Origin of the sequence: Metabacillus bambusae (assembly GCF_017497975.1) — a bacterium.
GTDB lineage: Bacteria > Bacillota > Bacilli > Bacillales > Bacillaceae > Metabacillus > Metabacillus bambusae.
On record NZ_JAGDEL010000009.1, the window covers coordinates 1 to 23,672 of the forward strand.

General features: G+C 36.3%; 16 protein-coding genes. 7 read left to right on the forward strand and 9 right to left on the reverse strand.

Translation table 11 applies throughout. The annotated features are described in order from the left end of the window. Positions 1 to 81, forward strand: coding sequence for an IS3 family transposase (locus tag I7822_RS30670; protein WP_372442159.1), 81 nt, complete (start codon positions 1 to 3; stop codon positions 79 to 81). 125 nt (positions 82 to 206) lie between these two features. Here the strand turns inward: I7822_RS30670 and I7822_RS13185 are convergent, their stop codons facing one another. Both I7822_RS13185 and I7822_RS13190 read right to left on the reverse strand, forming a co-directional pair. Beyond that, positions 207 to 3,584 carry a trifunctional glycoside hydrolase family 18/polysaccharide deacetylase/glycosyltransferase family 2 protein gene (locus tag I7822_RS13185; RefSeq protein WP_207979160.1) on the reverse strand — a complete coding sequence of 1,126 codons (3,378 nt, stop codon included), beginning with the start codon at positions 3,582 to 3,584 and terminating at the stop codon, positions 207 to 209. Positions 3,585 to 4,598: 1,014 nt separating this feature from the next. Continuing rightward, the gene (locus I7822_RS13190) at positions 4,599 to 6,206 is read right to left on the reverse strand and encodes a glycoside hydrolase (RefSeq protein WP_207978833.1); all 1,608 of its coding nucleotides are present in this window, start codon (positions 6,204 to 6,206) and stop codon (positions 4,599 to 4,601) included. An 841-nt stretch (positions 6,207 to 7,047) separates the two neighbouring features. Here I7822_RS13190 and I7822_RS13195 point away from each other — a divergent pair. The 3 genes from I7822_RS13195 (at position 7,048) to I7822_RS13205 (ending at position 10,899) form a co-directional block, all read left to right on the forward strand. After that, positions 7,048 to 8,166 (forward strand): CdaR family transcriptional regulator, encoded by a 1,119-nt coding sequence (locus I7822_RS13195; protein ID WP_207978834.1) that lies wholly within the window; start codon positions 7,048 to 7,050, stop codon positions 8,164 to 8,166. 124 nt (positions 8,167 to 8,290) lie between these two features. Then, positions 8,291 to 9,559, forward strand: coding sequence for a GntP family permease (locus I7822_RS13200; protein ID WP_207978836.1), 1,269 nt, complete (start codon positions 8,291 to 8,293; stop codon positions 9,557 to 9,559). Positions 9,560 to 9,765: 206 nt separating this feature from the next. Next, positions 9,766 to 10,899, forward strand: a complete 1,134-nt coding sequence (locus tag I7822_RS13205) for a glycerate kinase (protein WP_207978837.1) — start codon at positions 9,766 to 9,768, stop codon at positions 10,897 to 10,899. A gap of 147 nt (positions 10,900 to 11,046) precedes the next feature. On the opposite strand, the gene I7822_RS13210 is transcribed toward I7822_RS13205, so the two are convergent. The 4 genes from I7822_RS13210 to I7822_RS13225 all read right to left on the reverse strand — a co-directional run bounded on the left by I7822_RS13210 (position 11,047) and on the right by I7822_RS13225 (position 15,869). Then, positions 11,047 to 11,697, reverse strand: coding sequence for a hypothetical protein (locus I7822_RS13210; RefSeq protein WP_207978838.1), 651 nt, complete (start codon positions 11,695 to 11,697; stop codon positions 11,047 to 11,049). Between the two features lie 330 nt (positions 11,698 to 12,027). Beyond that, positions 12,028 to 13,482, reverse strand: coding sequence for a L,D-transpeptidase family protein (locus tag I7822_RS13215; protein WP_207978849.1), 1,455 nt, complete (start codon positions 13,480 to 13,482; stop codon positions 12,028 to 12,030). Positions 13,483 to 14,211: 729 nt separating this feature from the next. After that, positions 14,212 to 15,036 (reverse strand): MIP/aquaporin family protein, encoded by an 825-nt coding sequence (locus I7822_RS13220; protein ID WP_207978852.1) that lies wholly within the window; start codon positions 15,034 to 15,036, stop codon positions 14,212 to 14,214. A 122-nt stretch (positions 15,037 to 15,158) separates the two neighbouring features. After that, positions 15,159 to 15,869, reverse strand: a complete 711-nt coding sequence (locus I7822_RS13225) for a GntR family transcriptional regulator (protein WP_207978853.1) — start codon at positions 15,867 to 15,869, stop codon at positions 15,159 to 15,161. Positions 15,870 to 16,027: 158 nt separating this feature from the next. On the opposite strand from I7822_RS13225, the gene I7822_RS13230 reads away from it, so the two are divergent. The 3 genes from I7822_RS13230 to I7822_RS30675 all read left to right on the forward strand — a co-directional run bounded on the left by I7822_RS13230 (position 16,028) and on the right by I7822_RS30675 (position 19,965). Then, the gene (locus I7822_RS13230) at positions 16,028 to 17,917 is read left to right on the forward strand and encodes a beta-glucoside-specific PTS transporter subunit IIABC (RefSeq protein ID WP_207978855.1); all 1,890 of its coding nucleotides are present in this window, start codon (positions 16,028 to 16,030) and stop codon (positions 17,915 to 17,917) included. Positions 17,918 to 17,930: 13 nt separating this feature from the next. After that, positions 17,931 to 19,370, forward strand: a complete 1,440-nt coding sequence (gene bglA / locus I7822_RS13235; RefSeq protein ID WP_207978862.1) for a 6-phospho-beta-glucosidase BglA — start codon at positions 17,931 to 17,933, stop codon at positions 19,368 to 19,370. Between the two features lie 499 nt (positions 19,371 to 19,869). Further along, positions 19,870 to 19,965, forward strand: coding sequence for a hypothetical protein (locus I7822_RS30675; protein ID WP_372442156.1), 96 nt, complete (start codon positions 19,870 to 19,872; stop codon positions 19,963 to 19,965). A gap of 62 nt (positions 19,966 to 20,027) precedes the next feature. On the opposite strand, the gene I7822_RS13245 is transcribed toward I7822_RS30675, so the two are convergent. The 3 genes from I7822_RS13245 to I7822_RS13255 all read right to left on the reverse strand — a co-directional run bounded on the left by I7822_RS13245 (position 20,028) and on the right by I7822_RS13255 (position 23,498). After that, the gene (locus I7822_RS13245; RefSeq protein WP_207978864.1) at positions 20,028 to 20,627 is read right to left on the reverse strand and encodes a hypothetical protein; all 600 of its coding nucleotides are present in this window, start codon (positions 20,625 to 20,627) and stop codon (positions 20,028 to 20,030) included. A gap of 583 nt (positions 20,628 to 21,210) precedes the next feature. Further along, positions 21,211 to 22,737, reverse strand: coding sequence for a glycine betaine uptake BCCT transporter (locus I7822_RS13250; protein ID WP_207978866.1), 1,527 nt, complete (start codon positions 22,735 to 22,737; stop codon positions 21,211 to 21,213). 89 nt (positions 22,738 to 22,826) lie between these two features. Further along, positions 22,827 to 23,498, reverse strand: coding sequence for a hypothetical protein (locus I7822_RS13255; RefSeq protein ID WP_207978868.1), 672 nt, complete (start codon positions 23,496 to 23,498; stop codon positions 22,827 to 22,829). Positions 23,499 to 23,672: the final 174 nt, after the last annotated feature.

Here is a 23,672-nt window from a genome sequence, read left to right on the forward strand (position 1 = left end):
ATTAAGTTTTATAACAATAAACGTTTTCAAAAAAAATTAAATAACCTTAGCCCTACTGAATATAGAGCTAAGGCTGCCTAATAAGTGAACCTTTTATTAATTGTCTACTTGACGGGGATAAGACCAAAAAGAAGGTGATCCTTTTTCTATTATGATTTAATATAAAAAAGGTCTTCCCGATGGGAAAGACCTGTGTGAAGATTCCATTAAATAGTTTCCTTAACCTTTACAATAGAGGTTTCTTGAGTTACATTACCTTTTCGTTTTAGTTTATTCCAACCAACGGTTACTCCCTTTATTGCTGAGAAAAGGGACTTTATTACCACATAAGTCATAAGCTGTTTGTACAAGATTCGTTGTAGAAATAATGAACCTAGTGGTTTAGGACTTTCTTTTTCCAATCGAAACGCATATAAAGAAGCAAGGAAATCCAACAAGTAAAAAAGAATAAATCCAATAGCTGCTTTTTCAGGGTGTGTGTTAAAAAGGGCGATAATGAACAATATATCTGCAATAGGCGATATTGTTTGATAAATATATTGGAAAAGCCACATATTTGGAAGGGCGATATATCCTAATGAGTTATGTTTTTTATTGAATAAAGCCTCACGATGCTTCCATAAGCATTGTAACGTACCATAGACCCATCGGTAGCGCTGTTTTACCAGACTTTTAATATCTTCCGGCACTTCTGTATAGGCATAAGCCTTTTCTTCAAATTCAATCTTTTTCCCATTGCGTAAAAGAGTAAGAGTGATATCGGTATCCTCTGCCAGTGTATCCTCTTTAAAGTATCCTGCTTCTTCTACCGCCGTCTTTCTCCATGCACCGATTGCACCTGGTACAACCGTAATGCAATTGAGGGCTGCAAAGGCCCTTCTCTCTAGGTTAAAGCCTGTAACATATTCGATATGCTGCCATTTTGTAAGGAGGTTCCCCTTATTGCCGACCTTTACATTACCTGAAACGGCCGCAATATTTTCATTTTTAAAATGGTTAACGAGCAATGAGATGGCATTTTCGGCGATGAGTGTATCAGCGTCAAGAGCAACCACGATTTCACCCTTTGCTTCTTTAAAACCAAGATTAACAGCGGAAGATTTTCCACCATTATTTTTTTTAATTAGTCTGATGAGAGGATGGTTTGCATAAGCTTTTTGAACCACAGCGGCAGTATCATCCGTTGATCCATCATCGATAATCAGTATCTCAAAAGCCGGGTAATTGCTAGATAAAATAGAATTAAGTGTTTTGCAAATAACTTTTTCCTCGTTATAGGCAGCAATAACGACACTGACAAAGGGTGTGAACTCAGGGTCGATTTGGGTCTCTTTATAACTTTTTACCTGTTTTCTAGAAAGGAAAACGAAAATAGCCAGCCGCAAAATTCCTAAAAGGATGGCTGAGTAGAACAGAATGCTTAATCCAAAGTGCCAGCCTTGCATAACCTTGAATACAGCCTTGTCATAGACCAAATAAGGGCTGTCCTGATCAGCAGGGGGCATAATCTGTGTATCGCTTTTTCCAATTAGGTCAGCAATAGTGGTAAATGTGTAGCCGCGCTTTTTAAGCTCATTAATAATAATAGGCAAGGCCTTTACAGTGTTCGAGCGGTCACCGCCACCATCGTGAAGCAAAATCACATTTCCATTTGGTAGCTGATCTAATACCCGATTCACAATTTCATCACTGGAAAGTTTTTTCCAATCGTCAGAGTCAATGAACTCACCGACCATGGTATAACCCATGTCCTGTGCTCTTAATATAGGGACCAGTTCGTTCTTTGTGCTCGGCTCCGCATCGGCCACATACGGTGGGCGGAATAGGGTCATTGAATGACCGGTTATTTCTTGAAATAAACGCTGAGATGCATTTAGCTCTATCCTAGTTTGAAGTGGTGTCATGGATGCAACATCAGAATGGGAAAATGTATGGTTGCCAATTTCATGGCCTTCTTTATACATCCGTTTAACCAGTTTTGGATGCAGCAAGGCATTCTCTCCAATAATAAAGAAGGTTCCTTTAATATTATTCTTGTCCAAAATGTCCAGTATTTGTGGTGTATAGGTTTGATCCGGTCCGTCATCAAAGGAAAGGACGACTTCCTTCGTTTTAGGTTTGCCATACCGAGCCACCTCAAATGGCTTTGGTAATTTAACATAGGTTTCGTTTTGGATCATCCCATGTGAATCCAATTGAATCGTTCTTTTCCCTTTTTCTGATTTAGAAACTATTTTCAAAATCTCTCCAGCACCTGTATATTGAACAGGATTAGAACTGGCCAAGGTATTAAGGGCATTGGATGGCTTGTCGATTTCCTTTGGTTTATTTATGAAATTCCAGATAGAAGGATCTTCAGAACCAAGACGCCAAACCGCTATTCCTTTTGAGCCGCTATCTATCGCTAATTTCATTTGATTATAAAATGTAGCACCGTCTAAAAACCAAACAATATGGTTTCTTCCGTTTTTTTTATATCGCAAATAAGGGTTGCCTACTGGTTTATTCCAATGGATCTGGAGGCTGGTTCCACTTCCCAAATCCATGATATCCTCGAATGTCATCGAAGCTGCAGGTTTGCTGGAGTTTTCTTCCCAATCGTAACCATAGCTTCCTAAACTCACAATCAATTTCTCGGATGGAATATTAAGCTGGGTTAAGCTCTCTTTTACCCAATTAGATGAAGCAACAGGTCCAGGATTACTCATGGAGTGGTGCTCGTCATATAACATGACAATCATGCGGTCAACGCTAGCTGCTAAAGAGGCATAGTTAAAACTATTGTTCTTCGGAGGGACATCCAGTGTGACCATGAGATCATGTTGATGAAATGCTACATTAACTTTGTCCATAAAATGAGTGAGATGATCTTTATCATTTTGATGGATCTCTTCGAAGTCGATGTTAATCCCGTCAAAGTCATTTGTTCTTACATAAGCCAGCATATTTTTAATAAAAAGATCTTCAGCGCCGGGAGTAGTAAATAATCGGTGCAGTGCATCGCCATCCCATTTATTATTAATAAAATTAGTAACTGATGGAAGAATCTTTATATCATGTGCTTTTGCTTCAGCAACAATAGAACTGTCCGTACTTGTTTTAAGGGTAAGGCTAGGAGTAAGCTGCAGCCACTCAGGCACTAATGTTGTAATAGAGTCTATATTTTTTTTGAAAGAAGTTTTACTGTTTTCGTCCCAATTTACGTAAAAACCAAACACTTCTTGTTTGCTCACAATTTGTTTTTGGTTCAATTGACCCATATTCTTTTGAATAAGAGGAGAAGGACTTGTTTTTGAAACCTGTGAGGCAAGCTCTTCTTCACTGAAGATTGTATTAATCGGTTCGATCTCACTCTTTGCTGTGCTTTTATTATTCAATTGCAGCTCAGGAAATACTGCGTTAGTATTAAGGCTTTCAATAAAAATAGTTGATACTAAAATAATTAAAACAGTAAAGCCCACACTCATTCGTTTAATAATGGTCCAGCGTCTTTTTGCAGGATCAAGAAAAACATGTTCTTGATTTCGCTCCCTTTTTTTAAGCCCTAAATTGTAAAACCAGTGGAAGAAAAAATAGCAGACCAATCCAACCAAGCCTCCGAAGACACCTGATGAAATGACTTGTGAAGATTGGACTTTAGTTATTAGGGCAGATGATAACCAGTAATCTTCCAATACACGTAAATCCAAGGATGGTAATTGACGAATGTTTGGAATAAAAACTGTAATCAACGTTCCAAGGAATAAGGCGATGATATTAAGACGCAATAAAAGTGAAAAAGCAAGCAATAATGGAATTCTTAAACTATCTAAAGGTAAAAAGGCCAGAAAAAAACCAAGTGTACTTGCTACCGCTCCGGCATTTCCAGTGACAGGTGCAAACAATGATCTGACAAGCCACCTAAAAACTAGATTCACTAAAACTCCCCCTCATAATTGTAGTGTCTAAAAATGTATAAATATATTTTAATAGATACATTTTATACAGAATAAAATCTGTATAAAATCCATAGGATCGTTAACTGGAAGTTATCCTAAACGTCGAACTTTTGGCGTACAGATATTTTCGACAAAAAGTGACTATCAACAAAAGCTTAGAAAGTCATTATAAGATTTTGGGGGTAGGCTGGTTAATTCCCTCTATTTACAATTATTCTAATAAATAAATGAATGAAGGATAGCCTTCTGTTTTTCGGGTGTAACATGAGGAAATAAGCTTTAATAAAATCTCTTTAATAGTAGGTTGGTATACCTCATAGAAATATTACTTCACTGAATAATGAAAAAAAACGGCCACTTCAACAAATTAAAGTGGCCGTTTTAGATTAAATCGCAATATAAACTTTTTGCTCAATAATTAAGATTTAATAACTACATTTCGTACTGAGTATAATGGACATTTTCAAGGTGTTCAATCTACATTGGCACAAATACTGAACCGTCTTTTTTCTCATTTTTTCAATAATAAATGGATAAAGTAAGGTGTACCGAGCCACTAAAGTAAATTATAAAAAGAATGCCGGATTTATTTAATTCTTAATCGGCATTCTTCATGTATATTTGTGAAGGTGCAAAATTTTTTGGTCTGACCTATTTATATTATTGAGCTACTAATGTGACGACAGATCTAGGTGGTACATTAAATGTTTTATTGGCAGGGAACAAGTTTAGTTGTTCTAGGTCATAGTTTTCAGAAGTCACATATGGTTTGAATTGTATAGCTCCTCTATTTCCTGGTAGATCATCTACATTAACATTCACCGGTTTTGTTTCATTACTGTTATTTACAAGTACAATAGAGAGCTGGGTATCTTCCTCATGATAATACGCTGAACCCATTAGGCCATCCTTATCGTTAGCTCCTTGTAAGTCAACTCTATATGCCCCTGGTCTAACAAACCGACTGTAATTACCTAATGCCCATAGTAACTTAGATTCGATGATTGTTTCTTCATCCCCTTGCTTTAAGTAATCCGTATAGATCAAACCATCCTTGTAATCATATGGAGACACAGATAACCACCATTGCCATGCTGAGGCTTGTGTTTCCACCATGTCATAATGAATGACTCGAGCAACATCAAGAGCAGTCTGTATCGATAGGTCTCGACCATGCCCATGACCTCCCAAAATACAGTACTCTGACATCCAAATTTTTGCATTAGTATTATATCGATTTATATTTTCCCGTACGGATTTTCTTAACGGAATTAGTCGATCCTCTCCTGAAAAATAATCAGACCAATATGCATGTGCACTTATTTTGTTTCCGATCATCTCACTGATTTCAGGGTCCCCTAAGAATTCCTTAATGTATTCTCGGTACTTTCCTGGATATGTACCGCTAGCATTTCCACTACTATACTGGCTATCGCTTCCTGTAAATTCAGAGTATATATCGTCATCAAGTAATGATGTATATTCTACAGCTTCTGGTGCGTCAATTTCAGTTTCAAGGTCTCGGTTTTTTAGTTCATTATTTAAAACTCTTATTACTTTTTTCATATCTTCTATATTGTAACGATTTCCTTCTTGCCCCGCGTAGTTCCAATCCCATGTAGGCTCATTAATCGGACTTATATAGTTAAACGGCAATTGTTCTTGATCAAAATGTTCTAATACATCAGCTAAAAATTTTGCATATTCATCAATCTTTTCTTCTTTTAGATTTGTGCTACCTACACTAGGATCAGGTTGCCCATGTCCATTCTTTGTCATCCATACAGGCGGACTATTCACAAATGCAATAAATTCTTCAACACCACGTTCTTTTGCAGCTTTGAGAAACCATTGCTGACCAGCTTGTTTATCCCAATCATAAGGTTCATTTTCTGCTGTTTTAAAACTTTCTGTTCTCCTAAAGCGATCTGTAATAATTTCTTTATCTGTCACTTCACTACCTGCGCCAATATTAAAACGCCATAGCGATAAACCAATTCCTTTATCTTGTGAGAATAGTAAATCAGCTACTTTGTTTTTGTTTTCTTCTGACCATTCGGAACCAATTGGGTCTAAAGCCCAAGCACCAGAAGCGCCGAATCCATCAATTTCCTGATACTTTTTTTCTACATTTATATCAATTTCTTGAGCGGTATCGCTATTTGGAACTGCTAAATTGTTTTCTTTTGCATTACTAACCGTTGAGCCAAATAATAAAAAACTTAGTGATAGAGCCAATGAGAATTTTAATTTCTTATTTTTTGTCATTATTTTCTCCTTTCAACTACTCTTTTTAACATAAAAACTAGACGACCTAGAGTACTTTCAGTAATTTTTATTTACCACCTCCTTAGGGAAAAGGGAATATAGTTAACTTGGTTTTATTGGTGAGGAAAGTATATAAAATATATCAACGAAAATATTTATCTTTTAAGGTATGAATATCATTTTCAAGAGAATGAACATAGAATGAAACCCATTTCATTTTTAAAGTTTCAAAACTAAAAGGGATGATAATAACTTAGAAGTAAAAAATTTGAAGTAATAGGTATGCCTATGACCAAGAAAATAGATAGTCGACATAGTGAAGTAGGGGTTCTTATAGTTTGTAAATATTTCATAGCTAACATGGAGTTAAAAAATGATTTTCATGTCATATATACATCACAAATAGGGAGATTGTAAAAAGTTAATTTGAAACCGTTTTCAAAATAAATAATAGCATAAAGTGGAAAGATTTTTCAATCCTTAAAAAGTACGATATATTAGCAGAGTAAAAGATGTATATTTTTTGAGTTCTGATATTTCTATTTTACGAGCGCTAATTCAAGTGATCTTGAAATAAACCTTACTTAGATATAATACGGAGAATCGTATCACGTGGTGAAGCAGGGTGGAATTAATAGTCGATAGAGAATATCTCAACAAGTTAAAAGGAGATTAAAACTTTCTAATCTCCTTTAACATCCGCCATTTTTTCTGAAATTAGTTTACAATCTTTTTCACTTACCTCTAAATATTTCCCCCATTTCTTAGCGCGCTTCATTTATTGTTCATCTTTACTATGATAAATTTTTAATGAAAAGAGCAGGAAGGCAGGTAAACAAGCATGCAATTTATAACCTATGAACTTGCTCAAGAAATTGTTGAGCGTACAATGAAAATTTTAAATAGAAATATAAATGTAATGAATGATGAGGGGGTTATCATAGGATCGGGAGACAGCGAAAGGATTAATCAGCTCCATGCTGGTGCTCTTCTCGTCCTTAAAAAAGGAGAAAGTGTTGAAATAGATAGTTCTAGGGCTGTGAGAATGAAGGGTTCTAGACCTGGAATCAATTTACCTATACGCTTTAGTAATCAAATTGTTGGTGTTGTGGGTATTACAGGGGAGCCAGAGCAAATCCGGAATTATGCCCAGCTTGTAAAAATGGCAGCAGAACTAGTTTTGGAGCAGTCATTTTTGCTGGAGAGGGTGCAATGGAAGCAAATGCTCCAAAGTGAGATTGTGAATCAGCTTATTTCAGAAGAAGGATTGAATGAGGAATCAATAAAAGAACGTGCCGGATTTCTTGGGATTAATTTAGAACATCCTAGAATTGTTATTGTCATAGAAAAATCAGATTATACGGAAATCTCAAATCAAAAACTAATTAGGTCTGTTCAATATGAAGTTGGTAAGACTGACTTAATCGGTATTACTTTTAATAATGAAATAGTTATTCTTAAAGCAGTAGCTGTAAAAGAGTCCAAAGGGGAGTTAACCCCATTCTTAAAGCGATTGCTAAAAGTATCAGGCGGCAAGGTCCTTATCGGAAGTGGAAGTCTGGCCGGAAACATAAAAGAATTAAAATCTTCATTCTATCAGGCTAAAAGAGCAATTATGGTAGGAAGTAAGCTATTGCCTGACGCGAGCTTCTATCATTACGAGGATTACCAATTAGAAGTAACGCTGGCAAAATTGGCACAGGATGAGGAGGACAAAAGTGCTTTTTCCTATTACCATAAGCTGCTAGATCAAGGTAAGAAGGGAGAGCTGATCCATACACTGGAAGCCTATATAAGGGAGGGTGGAGAATTGAACAAGATTGCAGATAGCTTGTTTATCCATCGAAATACCCTAAGGTACCGCCTTGAAAAAATTAGAGAATTGACAAACAAAGACCCGAGAAATATAAAGGACTTAATTGAATTGTATATGGCAAAGCTATTGCATGACATTAGCTGATTGTGCATATGCACAATTAATATAAGTTTTTGTACTAATATTTTATCACCTTTCATAATGTAATCAGATCAGTAAACGCTTACAATGTAGACATAACAAAACAAGCACTGTAGGGGGAATCAGCATGGATGTTACCGTAAGCGCTTTAGGGGCTATTAGTGCCTTAATCATTGCGATTATACTAATCTTAAAAAAAGTGCCGCCAGCATATGGGATGGTTGCTGGAGCTTTAATCGGCGGATTGATTGGCGGCGTGGATATTACAAATACAGTTACCTTAATGATGGAAGGGGCCAAAGGAATCATTCCGTCAGTATTGCGAATTATGGCTGCGGGTATCCTGGCCGGAGTCTTGATTGAATCAGGAGCTGCCTCGTCGATTGCGGAAACGATTGTCAAAAAATTTGGGGAAACACGTGCGTTGCTGGCATTATCTATTGCTACGATGATCTTAACAGCGGTTGGGGTGTTCGTAGACGTAGCTGTTATTACCGTATCACCGATTGCTTTGGCAATTGCTAAACGTGCACATCTTTCAAAAACTGCTATTTTACTAGCGATGATTGGGGGCGGTAAAGCAGGGAATATTATGTCACCGAACCCGAATGCTATTGCTGCTTCTGACGCATTTGGCGTTCCGCTAACATCCATTATGGTTGCAGGAATTATCCCGGCCATTTTCGGACTGGCTGTTACGTATTTCTTTGCGAAAAAGCTTGTAAATAAAGGCTCTGCAGTGATAAGCAAAGATATCGAAATGACGGATAATACAGAGGTTCCTATTTTCATAACAGCATTGATTGCACCGCTAGTCACGATTATAATGCTCTCATTGCGACCATTATTTGATATCAACATTGATCCGATGGTTGCTCTGCCAGTTGGTGGAATCATTGGCGCTATTGCAATGAAAAAGACAAGGAAAATCAATGATTATGCCGTTTCTGGTTTAAGCAAAATGTCTGGCGTAGCCATTATGCTATTAGGTACTGGAACATTAGCCGGAATTATTGCTAACTCTGCCTTGAAAGATATCATTATAAATTCGTTAAGTGCTTCAGGTCTGCCAGCTTATTTATTGGCGCCTATGTCTGGGATTTTCATGTCAGCTGCAACTGCTTCAACAACAGCTGGTACAGCAGTAGCGAGCGGCGTTTTCAGTGGCACGATTTTAGGATTGGGTGTATCAGCATTAGCTGGAGCAGCAATGATTCATGCTGGGGCAACAGTGCTAGACCACTTGCCGCACGGAAGCTTTTTCCACGCTACAGCTGGAAGTGTCAATATGGACATTAAGGAACGCTTAAAATTGATGCCATACGAGTCTTTAGTCGGTTTAACACTTGCGATTATTTCAACTATCATATTCGGAGTCTTTAAGCTTTTTGGTTAAAAGTGCGTGCCTAAAAAATAGAAAAAAAGAACTAGCAGCTAACGAAGCCCGATTAAACATCACGATGTCCTAGAAAAGCTAACGTTCGGTCGTGTGATATATCGTAGCCGAAAACTTTTATTCTGTGAAGAACATAGGGTCAGCAAATCTTATGCTAGTTTTATTGAACTTTTAAATATCCATTAATAGAAAGGAGATGGAAAACTATGAAAATTGTAATTGCCCCGGACTCTTTTAAGGAAAGTTTATCGGCTCTGGAGGCTGCCAATGCAATTGAGAGAGGATTCAAATTGGTTTTTCCAAATGCTGTGTACAGTAAAATGCCGATGGCAGATGGCGGTGAGGGAACCGTACAGTCACTCGTAGATTCTACAAACGGCAAAATCGAGGAGCGGTTCGTAACTGGCCCCTTGGGTGAACCAGTTAAAGCATTCTTTGGATTAATTGGAGACGGGAAAACAGCTGTTATAGAAATGGCTGCTGCATCAGGTTTGCATCTTGTACCTGTTAAAAACAGAAACCCGTTAGTCACCTCGACAAGAGGAACAGGAGAATTAATATCAGCTGCACTTGATTTTGGTGTAAAACATATTATCATTGGGCTTGGTGGCAGTGCTACAAACGATGGGGGAGCCGGAATGGTCCAGGCATTGGGGGGAAGACTACTTGATGAATTTGGAAACGATATCGCTTCTGGAGGCGGTGCACTCTCACAAATCGTTAGAATAGACTTGACTGGTCTAGACGACAGATTGAAAAATGTTCAAATTGAAGTGGCCTGTGACGTGGATAATCCTTTAACAGGACCAAGAGGTGCTTCAGCGATTTTCGGTCCTCAAAAGGGTGCCACACCTGAAATGATAGATTTGCTTGATAAGAACCTGTCTCACTTTGCTGACGTCGCAGAAAGAGCACTTGGGAAATCCTTTCGAGATATAGAGGGTGTCGGTGCAGCTGGTGGCCTTGGAGCAAGTCTGCTGGCTTTTCTTAACGCAGACTTAAAAAGAGGGATCCAAATAGTCCTGAATGCTGTAAACTTTGAAGAAGTAGTCAAAGATGCAGATCTTGTTATCACGGGTGAAGGCCGTATTGATAGTCAAACTATTTATGGGAAAACTCCAATCGGTGTGGCAAAAGCAGCTAAAAAATATGGTGTGCCTGTAATAGGACTTGCGGGATCATTATCCGAGGACAGCGATGTAGTGTATGAACACGGAATTGATGCCCTTTTCAGCATAGTTCCAGGTATTGTAACACTTCCAGATGCGTTTGAACATGCTGCACATTACATGGAAAGAACAGCAAGAAACATTGCGGCATCCATGAGAGCTGTCAAATAATTTCGATGTGTAGCTGTTAAATAATAGGCAAAAAATCAATTGTATTATAGGGAAAAGCTCAACAAGAGCAGTAATTTCCTAAATGTTTTTCAAAAAAAGAGGGTTACTAGCGGAACAACCGTATTTGTAACCCTTTTTGACTTTTCATTACATTTTTCTACCTTGAAAAGCGTTTGTAGCAAGGAGTGCTAGCATTAATAAGAATTCAGATATATTATGTAATGCATCGGTCTTTAAAAATAAGTGGATCATAGGTGTTATTCCTAAAAACAAGGTCCCAACAAAATACCATGGCCATTTTTGCTTCCACCAAATAATAATCGATGTGATTAATAACATGATTGATACACCTATTATCATGAAGGGAGAACCATTTCCTACGTTTTTATAGCTTAAGACACCATATTTCCAAATAGGTTCTAAGGAGATGCCCCATACCACTGTTACGAGTTCGATGATAATCAAACAAAGGGTTAATATTATAACGAGCCATTGAACTATTCTTTTTTTTGCCCATTGTAGATTTGCATTCACCAAGGTATGCCAGGCAAATAGTACAAGTAAGGGAGTGAAAAGGGCATGCAACCAATACCGGGTTTGGTTTAATGCTCTAAGTAAATCTCCTTCTCCCCAATATTTTCCGAATGCTAGAATCCCGTTATCATAGAATAAAGCCAGAATAACAATCAGTAGGACATTTCCAATGTTAATCCAACTGTGATATTTAGCTAAAAGGATACCTAGTATAAATAGAACAATGTAAGCTATGGTAAGTAATAAATAGATAACTGTATCCATAATTCACTTTCACTGCCCTTCTTTATTACGCCTATCTAAGACTAGGAAATGAAATAATATGCCTTTCTTATTGTATATATACAATACTTATTTTATCCAAACATTAATAAGACAAAGTTACAACAAATAAGATATAACTCGATTGAAATCGTTTGGTTAGATAATTCTACTAGCTGAATTCTCTTCTAGAAGAGAGATCAAAGAATGTTAAAACCTTATTTAGAGAGTAATTATAAACGATATTGTGTGCATTACTTAAAGATCCGGTGTGTTTTCAACAGATAAATAATAAAAACTCAGGAATCATTTACGATTCCTGAGTTTTATTTTCTAATAGACAACAACTGGCTGGTAGACACTGAGATTATCATACACAGTTTTCATTACACTAGGGGATACGTTGACACATCCACCTGATCCTGCAGTAAGATAGGCATTGCTTGCCCAGTTTTTTCGCCAACCAGCGTCGTGGAAGCCTTGTCCACTGTTTGTAAATGGTGCCCAATAATCTACCTCAATTGAATAATTGAGATTACCTGACGAACTTCCCGTTAGAGTGTATGGTGTTCGTTTATAGAGGATATACCAAACTCCTTTTGATGTATCCTCTTGTGTACTATGTTTTCCAGTAACAACATTAGTTGTCACTACTAATTTTCCATCCCTGTAGATCCAAATACGTTGTTCTGCAATCGATACTTCAGCATAAGTATCACCAATACCATTGTTTGTTGTTGTTTCATAGCCATAACCCTCATTGCTCCAGCCATTTCCGTAAATATTTGAAGCAGAAACCGATTTTTCTCCCTTTTCAAGTGCTTCTTGAATCAGTGCTGTTTCTTTATCTACATTAAGTGCCCAGCCATACCCCTGTCCTTTAACCGAAATGACTGAACCTGAATGGGTCTTAAAGCTAAAATTTTTACCTAATGTGGATTGAGATTCATTAATTTCAGCAATTTTATTTTTAATATTGCCTGGGTCTATTGAAACTTTCAAATCCTTTGACACAGAAGCACTTTTAATTAATTCGCTTGCCTTTAATGAATAAATTTGATCCTGTACCTTATATTCAACGGTTTGCTGAAGGAGTTCTTGTAACCTTTTCTCTTCGTTTTTTACAATTTGGCTATCTTCCTTGATTGGGAGTAGGTATGCAGGGCTCAGAAGAATTTTACTAGTATAGCTCTGATTTTCGAAGTCCTTTAATAGACTTGTAACATCATATTGTTTACCATCAATACTCTTTGAGACGATAATTTTTCCTTCCTCCAGATATGCCTGTGCATCTTTAGGTGCTTTTAAATCTTGATTCATTGAGATGAGTTTTTGTTCTAGTTCTGTTTTCAGCACTTCGCTACGATACTGGTCATGTTTGCTTGGCATTAAGGAATAATTTTTTTCCTTGAAAGAAGGAAAAAATGTCCACTGGCCTTTTAATAATTTTTTGACTGCTGGCAGATCATTTGCAGTAAATCCCATCTTCATATCTTTTCCATCTATAATTAGTTGTTTTCCAACATAGACTTCGTTCTTTAAAACTGATGTTTGTATCTTTTTTAGGGCCTGGTCAGCAGTCAGGCTATTTACTTTTACGCCATTAATCGTAATACCTGTATTAAAATGGGATGCCTGATAATAGCTCATTGTAACTAATATGAGTGCAATAATGATAGTTGTTGTAATAAACTTCCAATTTATAAACCATTTAACTGATTTTTTCCGTGAGTAATCAGTTTCTATAACTGATTGTTCTACAGCATTTTCCAAAAATATTCCCCCCATACACACCTTTGACAACATTAGACTTTAACCTTGGCCCTTTATTAAAAGTTTACAGTTATTTTACGTTAGTATTAAACTTTAACTACAATTCTACTAAATAGAATAGGATGAATTTGTCGATATTTGTAGATTTACAAAGTTTTATTAAATTAATGGAAATGACAGGTAAAAAGAAACATTAAAAGCTTCTAATCGAATAAGAGTATTTTAGATATTATATAAAGTAGAGGAGGAAACCTCATTTAGAGTTATATCGGAGAACCGTATCATAGGTTTTAATATGTTTGTTTGAGGGGAAACCAAATAAAAGAGTCTTGGTCAGAGGGTTTCCTATACAGATTCCTTTTTAGAAACCCTCTCATTTACTGTTCACTAGCAGTTTTCCCTGCAGCGGAAATTAGCAACCAAGTTTAATAGAGCCTTATTTTAATAAAAATAAAAGCACGTTCCTCATGATAAGAACAATTTCTTAGTCATTAGAAACGTGCTTTTTTATCGTTACCAGGAAATTATAAAATTCTTGAACTGTGGTTAAGCGCACGACATCCAGCTCCAGCCCTAGCCCCTCTAGGTCATAAGCTAATTTAGAATTGAAGGCAAAGAACGCCTTCTATTCTAAATCATCTTATTTGCCTTAGGCTGATCAAGGCGCTTGTGCTTTTGTTCTTTCGTTAATCATGAATTCTCCTTTTAACCATTCAACCATTAATTTGTTTACAAATCAGTTATTTATGCCACCTCAGCTTTTAAAAGCTTTTGTTTTTGCTTTTTTATTCCTAAACGATACGATAGAAATAATACAAGGGTAGTTAATGCTAATGTAATAAACAATTGTGAAATCATTTTTCCATGGAACCCTCCATTATAGAAGAATCCACCAAGGCATCCACCAAGAGTAGGACCTATGACCGGTATCCAGGCATATCTCCACTGTGAATCTCCTTTACCTGGAATAGGTAGAAGAGAATGAATGATTCTTGGTCCTAAATCACGCGCTGGATTCATTGCAGCACCTGTTGATCCACCTAAAGATATTCCTAGAGTGATTATTAAAACACCAACTGCTAATGGATAAAGGCCATCTGTAAATTTATTAGCCCCAATTGATAGGACCCCTAGTACTAGAATAAAGGTTGCTAATATTTCACTTAAAATATTGGCAAATGTATGCTGAATAGCAGGACTTGTTGCGAAGACACCTAGTATGGCTTTTTGATCCTTTGTTTCTTCCCAATGAGGTAAATAATGCAAGTATACCGCAGCTGCACCAATCATAGTGCCTAAAATCTGGGCGATTATGTAGCCTATTACTTGTCCCCAAGGGAAATTTCCTGAAAATGCAAAGACCAAAGTTATTACTGGATTTAAATGAGCGCCACTGTATTTCGCTACAGTAAAAATGGCTAAAGTTACCGCTAATCCCCATGCAAATTGAATCGCTAACCAACCAGCGTCATAAGCAAATGACTTTTTTAGAGTTGCACCAGCACATACACTTCCTCCTAGAAAAATTAAAATTGCAGTACCAACAACTTCTCCCCAAAAGGCTATCATGATTAACCTCCTTTCTCTTAACGTGTAAGATTGTATATTAACGCTTATGGTTAACCGAATATTCCGACATGTAAATACAAAAATAACTTGATTTCTTAAAATAAGAAACCAAGTTTTTGTTTTTATAATAAATGACTATTTGCTTGGATAAAGAACTGGGATTGTTGATAGTTATAAGTAACTTTAGAGAAATCGAATGGCTGTCCATTGGTTAAATGGAAGATGCTTTCAACGTAAAATTTAGGTGATCCATTAGCCAAGCCTAAATATATTGCCTCTTCCTCATTAAGTTTATCAACATGAAGGAACATATCTGAAAAGCCGACCTTTAAGCCTAATCCTTCTCTAATGTAATTAAATATGGATTCAGAAACAATTTCTTTATTCAAATACGTAATGATTGCTTTATTATAAAAGGATTCTTCAAAGCATAACGTTTGCCCATTAATATATCGAAGTCTCTTCACATAATAAACATCATCATCAAGTGTAATATTTAAATTATCAGCCGCTTCTTGTGTTGGCTTTCTCACATCTAATTCGATGACATTTGAGGTTACATGAAAATCCTCAAGATCCTTTTTAAATCCTTGATTAGAAAGCAAGCTTATATAGCCTTTTCTTTTATGCCTTCTTACAAATATTCCACTGCCTCTTACTTGGAATACGACCCCTTTTCTCTCTAATAAATCTAAAGATTTAGTAATGGTACTTTTGCTCACCTCAAATTGAGCCATTAATGTTTCTAATACTGGCAGCTTTTCACCTTGTTGAAGTTTATGATCCTCAATATACTTTTCAATTTCTTTTGCGATTTCTTGGTACTTTAACATATCTATTCCTCACTAGTTTATTTACTCGATTCATTGTGATTATTATAGCACAAAGCTACTAAAAAAATTATAACATAACAAATATATTATTTATGTCTTGATAAATTATACCGGTACAATTATAATGAAAGCGTATTATGAATTAGGGAGGGCTTAAAATGTCAGGAAAAGTTAGAGATTATTCTAAGTTAGCAAAAGACATTTTGGAGGCAGTTGGCGGGGAAGAGAATGTTATTGGAGCAACCCGCTGTGCAACTAGACTTAGATTAGTACTTAAGCGATCAAATCCAAAGGCAAAACAAGCAGTAGCTTCAATGCCTGGAGTTATAACAGTTGTTGAAAACGGCGGTCAATTTCAAGTAGTCATAGGCCAGCACGTAGGAGAAGTTTTTGAGAAGTTTGCAGGTTTAGTAAATCTTGATACTTCTGATGAACAAGTTGAAAACAAAGGAACGATTTTAAACCGGGTTATTGCAACGATGTCTGCAGTCTTTGCACCATTTGTCTACATTTTAGCTGCAGCCGGTATTTTACAGGGTGCGTTAATAATAATTAATTTATTGTTTGATAGCTTTGCAGAAACAGGGACTTACCAAGTTTTAAGTTTTATATCTTGGGCACCATTTACCTTTTTGCCGATTTTTATTGCAATTACAGCATCAAATCATTTTAAAACAAACACATATATCGCGGTTGCTTGTTGTGCGGCATTAGTTAGTCCAACTTGGGCGGAAATGGCAGCACAGATTTCATCGGGAAGTAGCATTTCATTTCTTGGTTTACCTTTAAGTGAAACAGTATATACTTCATCTGTTTTACCGCCATTATTTTTAGTTTGGTTCTTGTCTTATCTTGAAAGGTTTTTAAACAAGAGAATGAACGAAGTAATTAGACCGTTGTTTGTTCCATTTTTATGTATGTTAATCATGGTACCTTTAACGATCTTAGTTATTGGTCCTCTATCAACAATGGGGGCTAATGGAGTTGCTAATGGATATAATTTTTTAGCAGAAAATGTACCTGCTTTGGCTGGAGCAATCATTGGAGCTTTATGGCAAGTGTTGGTAATTTTTGGAGTGCACTGGGGAATCACGCCTATGGTACTAGCAAACTATGATTTATACGGTAGAGATTCGTTTCAAGCGTATCAAACGATTGCGGTCATTGCACAGGTTGGTGCCGTACTTGGTGTTATTTTAAAAGCTAAGAGTCAAGAAATACGGAAAGTAAGTATCTCCGCAGGTGTAACGGGATTGTTTGGTATTACAGAGCCCGCGATTTATGGGGTGACATTAAGATTCAAGAAACCGTTTATCTTCGGTTGTATTTCAGGTGCTATTGGTGCCATTGTGGCAAGTTTCTTTAACCCTTTTTACTTTGCATATGCAGGTTTACCTGGTCCATTGACAATTGTAAACGGTATTAATTCAGACTACCCATTGTCTATATGGGGAATTTTAATAGGGGCTGCCATTGCTATTATTCTACCTGTGGTATTAATCCAGATTTTTGGTTTTGGTGACGATAAAGCAAAAGAAGTAGGTAATGCTGATTTAGACGGTCAAAATGAAACACCTTCTTATGCTAAGAGCACTGAAGAAACAGTAGATTCTCCTTTTAATGGTAAGGTAATACCACTTTCAGAGGTTCCTGATGAGGTTTTTAGCTCAGGTGCTATGGGTAAAGGGGTAGCGATCGAGCCATCTGACAATAAATTATACGCTCCGTTTGATGGAACAATTGTAATGGTTGCACCTACAAAGCATGCGATCGGACTTCGTTCGACATCTGGTATCGAATTACTTGTACACATTGGATTAGATACGGTCACTTTAGATGGAAGACCTTTTAACCTGAAGGTAGAAGATGGGGCTAAAATCAAAAAAGGTGATGTGCTTGTCGAATTTGATAAAGTATTTATTCAGAATAAGGGTTTACAAACAATTACCCCTGTTATCATAACGAACTCACATGCTTATCAGGATATTATCATCGAAGATATTAAAGATAGTTCATTACATCAAAAATTATTTACGTTAGTAAGTTGAGGAGGAATAAGATATGACAAAAATTTCAAAGGATTTCCTATGGGGCGGTGCTTTGGCTGCCCACCAATTTGAAGGTGGTTGGAATCAAGGTGGTAAAGGACCAAGTGTAGTTGACGTCATGACAGCAGGTGCACATGGAGTACCGAGAGAAATCACTGAAACAATCGATGAGGGTAAATTCTATCCGAACCATGAGGCAATTGATTTCTATCATAGATATAAAGAAGATATCGCTTTATTTGCGGAAATGGGCTTAAAATGTTTAAGAACATCAATTGGTTGGAGCAGAATTTTCCCAAAAGGTGATGAGGCTGAACCTAATGAAGAAGGATTGCAGTTCTATGATAATGTGTTTGATGAATTGCTGAAGTATGGAATTGAGCCAGTTATTACATTATCTCACTTTGAATTACCGTTACACCTTGCAAGAGAATATGGCGGATTTAGAAATAGAAAATTAGTAGACTTTTTCGCGAAATTTGCTGAGGTTTGTTTCAATCGATATAAAGATAAAGTGAAATACTGGATGACGTTTAACGAAATCAATAACCAAATGGATGTTAATAATCCCTTGTTCTTATGGACAAATTCGGGTGTTCTGGTAGGGGAAAATGAAAATGCCAAGGAAGTCATGTACCAAACTGCACACCATGAACTTCTTGCTAGTGCATTAGCTGTTACAAAAGGAAAAGAAATCAACCCTGAGTTCCAAATTGGGGCAATGGTTTCACATGTACCTATTTATCCTTATTCCTCTAATCCGGAAGATGTCATGTTAGCGGAAGAAGAAATGAGACAGCGATATTTCTTCCCTGATGTCCAGGTACGCGGTTTTTATCCAAGCTATGCTTTAAAAGAATTTGAAAGAGAAGGGTATAATATCAAGTTCGAAGACGGTGATGAAGAAATATTAAGAAATGGAACCGTTGATTATCTAGGCTTTAGTTATTATATGTCTACAACCGTTAAAAGCGATGTTAAAAATGATAATACGGGAGATATTGTGAATGGCGGATTGCCTAATGGTATCGAAAATCCATATATCAAATCCAGTGATTGGGGCTGGGCGATTGATCCAACTGGATTAAGGTATACATTAAATCGTTTCTATGATCGTTATCAAGTTCCATTGTTTATCGTAGAAAATGGCTTTGGTGCAGTGGATGTATTAGAAGAGGATGGCTCAATCCATGATCCAGAAAGAATTCAATATTTAAAATCACATATTGAAGCATTAGCAAAAGCAGTAACTTACGATGGTGTTGATTTAATTGGTTACACGCCATGGGGAATTATCGATATCGTTTCATTTACAACAGGTGAAATGAAAAAGCGCTATGGTATGATCTATGTTGACCGTGATAATGAAGGAAACGGATCAATGAAACGATATAAGAAGGATTCATTTGAGTGGTATAAACAAGTAATTCAAACGAATGGTGAACAATTATAATATAAATACTTTATCCGTTAACTTAGAAGGGACGAGAGGAACCAAGTCCTAAAAATACTGAGCGGATAGTATGTAAGGAAGAAAGTAACATAACACCCTATATTTAAACTATTAAAGTGTTTTTCTAGAAAAACAAACCGCAATTAGAATATAAAACAGAGAGTGGAAATAGTAATAGATAAGGAATGGCTAGACAAATTATAATTACTGCAAATTCCAAATCGTTATTTTATCTTTGCTTCTTTTATTAACTTTATGTGACCGTTATAATTTTAATAGACAAATGTTAATTTCAAGACAGTAGGAAAACCTGCTGTTCTTTTTTATGGAGAATTTATACTGTGCATGGATAATGACCGTCTGAAAGAAGGTTTTATTCTAAAATTACTGACATTATGCTACTACTGTTGATTAAGATTCTGAAGCGGGATGATTGCCGCACGGAAGCTTTTTCTACGCTTCAGCAATTTTCTGTCCTCAAAAGGGTGCAACACCTGAAATGATAGATTTGCTTGATAAGAACCTCTCCCACTTTGCTCCGTCGCTGAAAGAGAACGTGGGAAATTCTTCCGAGATATTCAGGGCGTTGGTGTAGCTGGGGGCCTTGGAGCAGGTCGAACGGTATGGTTCACTAGCAGTTCCAAAGAAGGTGTTTTTTTAAGCTAATCTTTTTACGATTCTTTTTAACTCATTCGTTAATGTGCCTTCTTTGTATTTTTGAATAAAATGACAATATATGAATTGTAAGACATCATTTACACTGAATGTTATTTCTGGTTCTAAGTTTGCTAAATCACTTAGTATGACTTCAAGCCTTAGCGCTTTTTTTCTATTGATTGTACAGTCTATTTCCTTGTTTCTTTGTGTCTCATGATTGATATGTAGAATTTCACGCTCTCCACTGTAATGAAAGATTTCGATGGGGTGTTGAATGCCTGAGTGTAAATCGCGGTATAAGTCATATAGATTCCATTTATGTTGTGCTTGGTAAAGAAAATCATCCAAAAGAATACTGATTAAATTTGTTTGTGTAAATGGTTTTCCAATCACTACAGAAACATCCTCACAAAAAAGCTCGCCTCGAAGAAAGTCTGAAACAGGAACAGTAAATGTGTATTTAAGATCAATAGTTTGAGTAAACTTTCGTAATACATGATGTAGTAGTTTGTCAAAAAGTCCAGTAGGATTATATGTTAATTCATTAAGTTCTTCTTCATATATTGTATATAACCTTTGATCAGTATAGGACTTACTCATATTATTTCCCTTCCTTCTAAATTAACATAATTAAATTCTCGTTCTTTTCTACCTTCAGCTTAAAAATCTTCCGAACGATTGCTTAAATCTATTCTATTTATTCCTTTTATAAAAATACCAATTTGTTATATTGCAAGTCTATTCAATAGAGAGAAGTGATAGAACGTTTAAACCAATAAGTTTTTGTATAAACTAATAGAAATACAAACCATGAACCGAATGGGAGAGAAGACATATGGCGTCTAAAAAGAAGGAAAAGAAAAATAGTCTCCAGGGAATCGATAAGAAATTACTAAAGGAATTTGCCAATGTAGCTAAGAAATCAAAAACAGTTACTTCTTTTAAAGTAAGATAAACATACATAATCTATGAACGTTTTGTTTTGTATCTAGCAAAGATGGACGCCTTTGAATTGCGTAGTCTATTTAATAATGCCTTATAAAGGTGTATAACTTCATTTTGCAATATCAGGGAGAAACGTTTTAAATCGTCCAAAACAGACTCAGCTGTAAACTTATAGGTACAAATCAAAAACTCCCTGATTAATGACACAATCAGGAAGATTTTTTGTTTTAATAAACTTTTAAGAATGATGAATGCTTCTTTTAGTCCCTTTTTGTACTTCGACTTCACTTTTTAAACCTTTCAGTAAGGAGAAGCACATGATGACCATGATAATGGCAAAAGGTAGAGCGGCGGCGATGGAAGCTGTTTGCAATACATTCAAACCGCCAGCTAAAAGCAATACAGCAGCCAAAGCAGATTGAATGACACCCCATGTCATTTTAATTTTATTTGAAGGATTTAATGTTCCACCTTCACTTAGCATCCCCAACACAAAGGTAGCTGTATCGGCAACAGTTATATAATAAATGGCTACGACAGCAAACCCCAAAATACTTAACACAGAACTTAATGGAAGATAATCAAAGAATGTAAAGATAGACAATGATACGTTCTCGGTAATATATTTTGCCAGATCATTGTTACCCGTGTTTTGAACAATATCAAGCGCTGAGCCCCCAAATATGGACATCCAGAGACATGTTCCGAGTGTAGGAACAACCAACACGCCAATAACAAACTCCCTGACTGTTCTTCCTTTGGAAACCCGGGCTATGAACATACCGACGAAAGGTGCCCATGCAATCCACCATGCCCAATAAAATAAAGTCCATGATGCAATCCATTCCCCTTCACCAAAGGGCCTTAACCTTAAACTCATATGTATAAAGTCACTAAGATAAATCCCGGTGGTATTGAAGAAGACCTTAATAATAGTCATGGTAGGACCGACAACCAAAATCAGCAACATGATGGCAAAAGATAAGATCATTGCAGCATTAGATAGGTATTGGATTCCTTTCTCTAAGCCTGTATTGATTGAGGTGATAAAAAGGACAGTTGCTACAGCAATGACTATCAACTGTACAAATAACTCATTGGGAACGCCGAATATGTCATGCATTCCTGCAGTAACCTGCATAGCACCAAGGCCTAAGGATGTTGCGATACCAAAGACTGTTGCGAAGATCGACAGTACATCAATTGTTTTTCCTATCGGTCCGTAAATTCTATCTCCAAGTATCGGTTGGAACGCCGAACTAATCGCTGCAGGCAGCTTTTTGTTATATTGAAAAAAGGCAAGTGCTAAACCGATTACAGTATAAATGGCCCAAGGGTCTAGGCCCCAATGAAAGAATGTATATTTCATTGCAGTATTGGCTGCGTCAATTGTATAGGGTTCTCCATAGGGAGGAGATGTATAGTGAGTTACAGGTTCAGCAACACTCCAGTACACAATTCCAATCCCCATACCAGCACCAAACAGCATGGCAAGCCAAGATGCTGTATTAAAATCAGGTCGGTCTGTTTTTTTACCTAGTCGAATATCACCGTATTTAGAAAAAAGTAAATATATGGAGAATACTACAAAGAATAGGGTGGCACCTAGATATACCCATCCAAGATAATCAATCGAACCATTATAAATGGTATTGGTAACTTTGGTGAGATTATCAGTAAAAAAGACTCCCCAAAAAATAAAAATAAGAGTAAGTAATAAAGAGATAATAAAAACACTTTTTCCTTTATTTTTTTTGCTATCCATAGAAACCTCCTAGTAAAGTTTGATGTAAGATAAATAAGTTTTAAAAATGTTATCAAAAGGTATTGATTTCAAGCATGGAAAGGGGACAATCACTTATCAAGGAGATTATATAAAAATTCCCACTTATCTTTGTTCATCAACTCTTCCAGTGTTAACTCTAAACCACTTCCAAGGATAACAGTCTGGTTAGTAGTTGCAACCACCATTGCTTCAAATGATGTATCACTGTTAATCTTTTTGTATACATCCCCTAGGGTTGGCAATAGTTCACTGTTAGGAGTATTAAAATTGTTGAACCCAATGTCATCTAAGTTTTGAGTTTCAACGTTTTCAGTATTTTGATAATCAATCGGGTGGCAGTCAGTAGCGCGACCGGGTACCATTAATAGATATTCATTATGCTTGACCCCGTGAGAATTACTAGTGATGACCCCGTGTTTATCAACTTCTTCAACCACTTCAATTTCATTTAACGAATAAGTGTCCAGGGAATCGGGCATTGGATTATGAATTAAAATATAATCTCCTTCTTTAGCTTTTCGCTCTTTTTTGAGCGTATAAGCTTTATGATTAAAAATAAAGCTGTCAAACTCCTTTGGTTTGTATCTTTCAACGCTTACAGCCTGGGTTAAATGCTGTGTTAAATCCCTCAATCTTATAAGATGAACGGATTTTTTATAAATCGGTTTCACCCCATATACCTTGTGTAACTCATTGTTATAATAGACAAATTGTCCTTTTCTTACTTGATACAGTTTCACGAATAGATCTCCCTTCAACTCATATGTATATTAAGTTGTTTAATCACTGAAAAAATAATAATTAATGATCGTTTAATTACCAAAATACTTTTCTTATTATTAGGATGCCTTATTTTAGAAAAAGATATTATATTTAAAAGGGGGATAGTAATCACACACATAAAAGCAAAACTT

Excerpts from the sequence above, each read along its gene's own strand:
- I7822_RS13250 (WP_207978866.1), bottom strand. The coding sequence starts at position 22,737 with ATGGATAGCAAAAAAAATAAAGGAAAAAGTGTTTTTATTATCTCTTTA.
- I7822_RS13225 (WP_207978853.1), bottom strand. The coding sequence starts at position 15,869 with ATGTTAAAGTACCAAGAAATCGCAAAAGAAATTGAAAAGTATATTGAG.
- I7822_RS30675 (WP_372442156.1), top strand. The coding sequence starts at position 19,870 with ATGATAGATTTGCTTGATAAGAACCTCTCCCACTTTGCTCCGTCGCTG.
- I7822_RS13200 (WP_207978836.1), top strand. The coding sequence starts at position 8,291 with ATGGATGTTACCGTAAGCGCTTTAGGGGCTATTAGTGCCTTAATCATT.
- I7822_RS13195 (WP_207978834.1), top strand. The coding sequence starts at position 7,048 with ATGCAATTTATAACCTATGAACTTGCTCAAGAAATTGTTGAGCGTACA.
- I7822_RS13205 (WP_207978837.1), top strand. The coding sequence starts at position 9,766 with ATGAAAATTGTAATTGCCCCGGACTCTTTTAAGGAAAGTTTATCGGCT.
- bglA (WP_207978862.1), top strand. The coding sequence starts at position 17,931 with ATGACAAAAATTTCAAAGGATTTCCTATGGGGCGGTGCTTTGGCTGCC.
- I7822_RS13210 (WP_207978838.1), bottom strand. The coding sequence starts at position 11,697 with ATGGATACAGTTATCTATTTATTACTTACCATAGCTTACATTGTTCTA.
- I7822_RS13220 (WP_207978852.1), bottom strand. The coding sequence starts at position 15,036 with ATGATAGCCTTTTGGGGAGAAGTTGTTGGTACTGCAATTTTAATTTTT.
- I7822_RS13245 (WP_207978864.1), bottom strand. The coding sequence starts at position 20,627 with ATGAGTAAGTCCTATACTGATCAAAGGTTATATACAATATATGAAGAA.
- I7822_RS13215 (WP_207978849.1), bottom strand. The coding sequence starts at position 13,482 with ATGGGGGGAATATTTTTGGAAAATGCTGTAGAACAATCAGTTATAGAA.
- I7822_RS13190 (WP_207978833.1), bottom strand. The coding sequence starts at position 6,206 with ATGACAAAAAATAAGAAATTAAAATTCTCATTGGCTCTATCACTAAGT.
- I7822_RS13230 (WP_207978855.1), top strand. The coding sequence starts at position 16,028 with ATGTCAGGAAAAGTTAGAGATTATTCTAAGTTAGCAAAAGACATTTTG.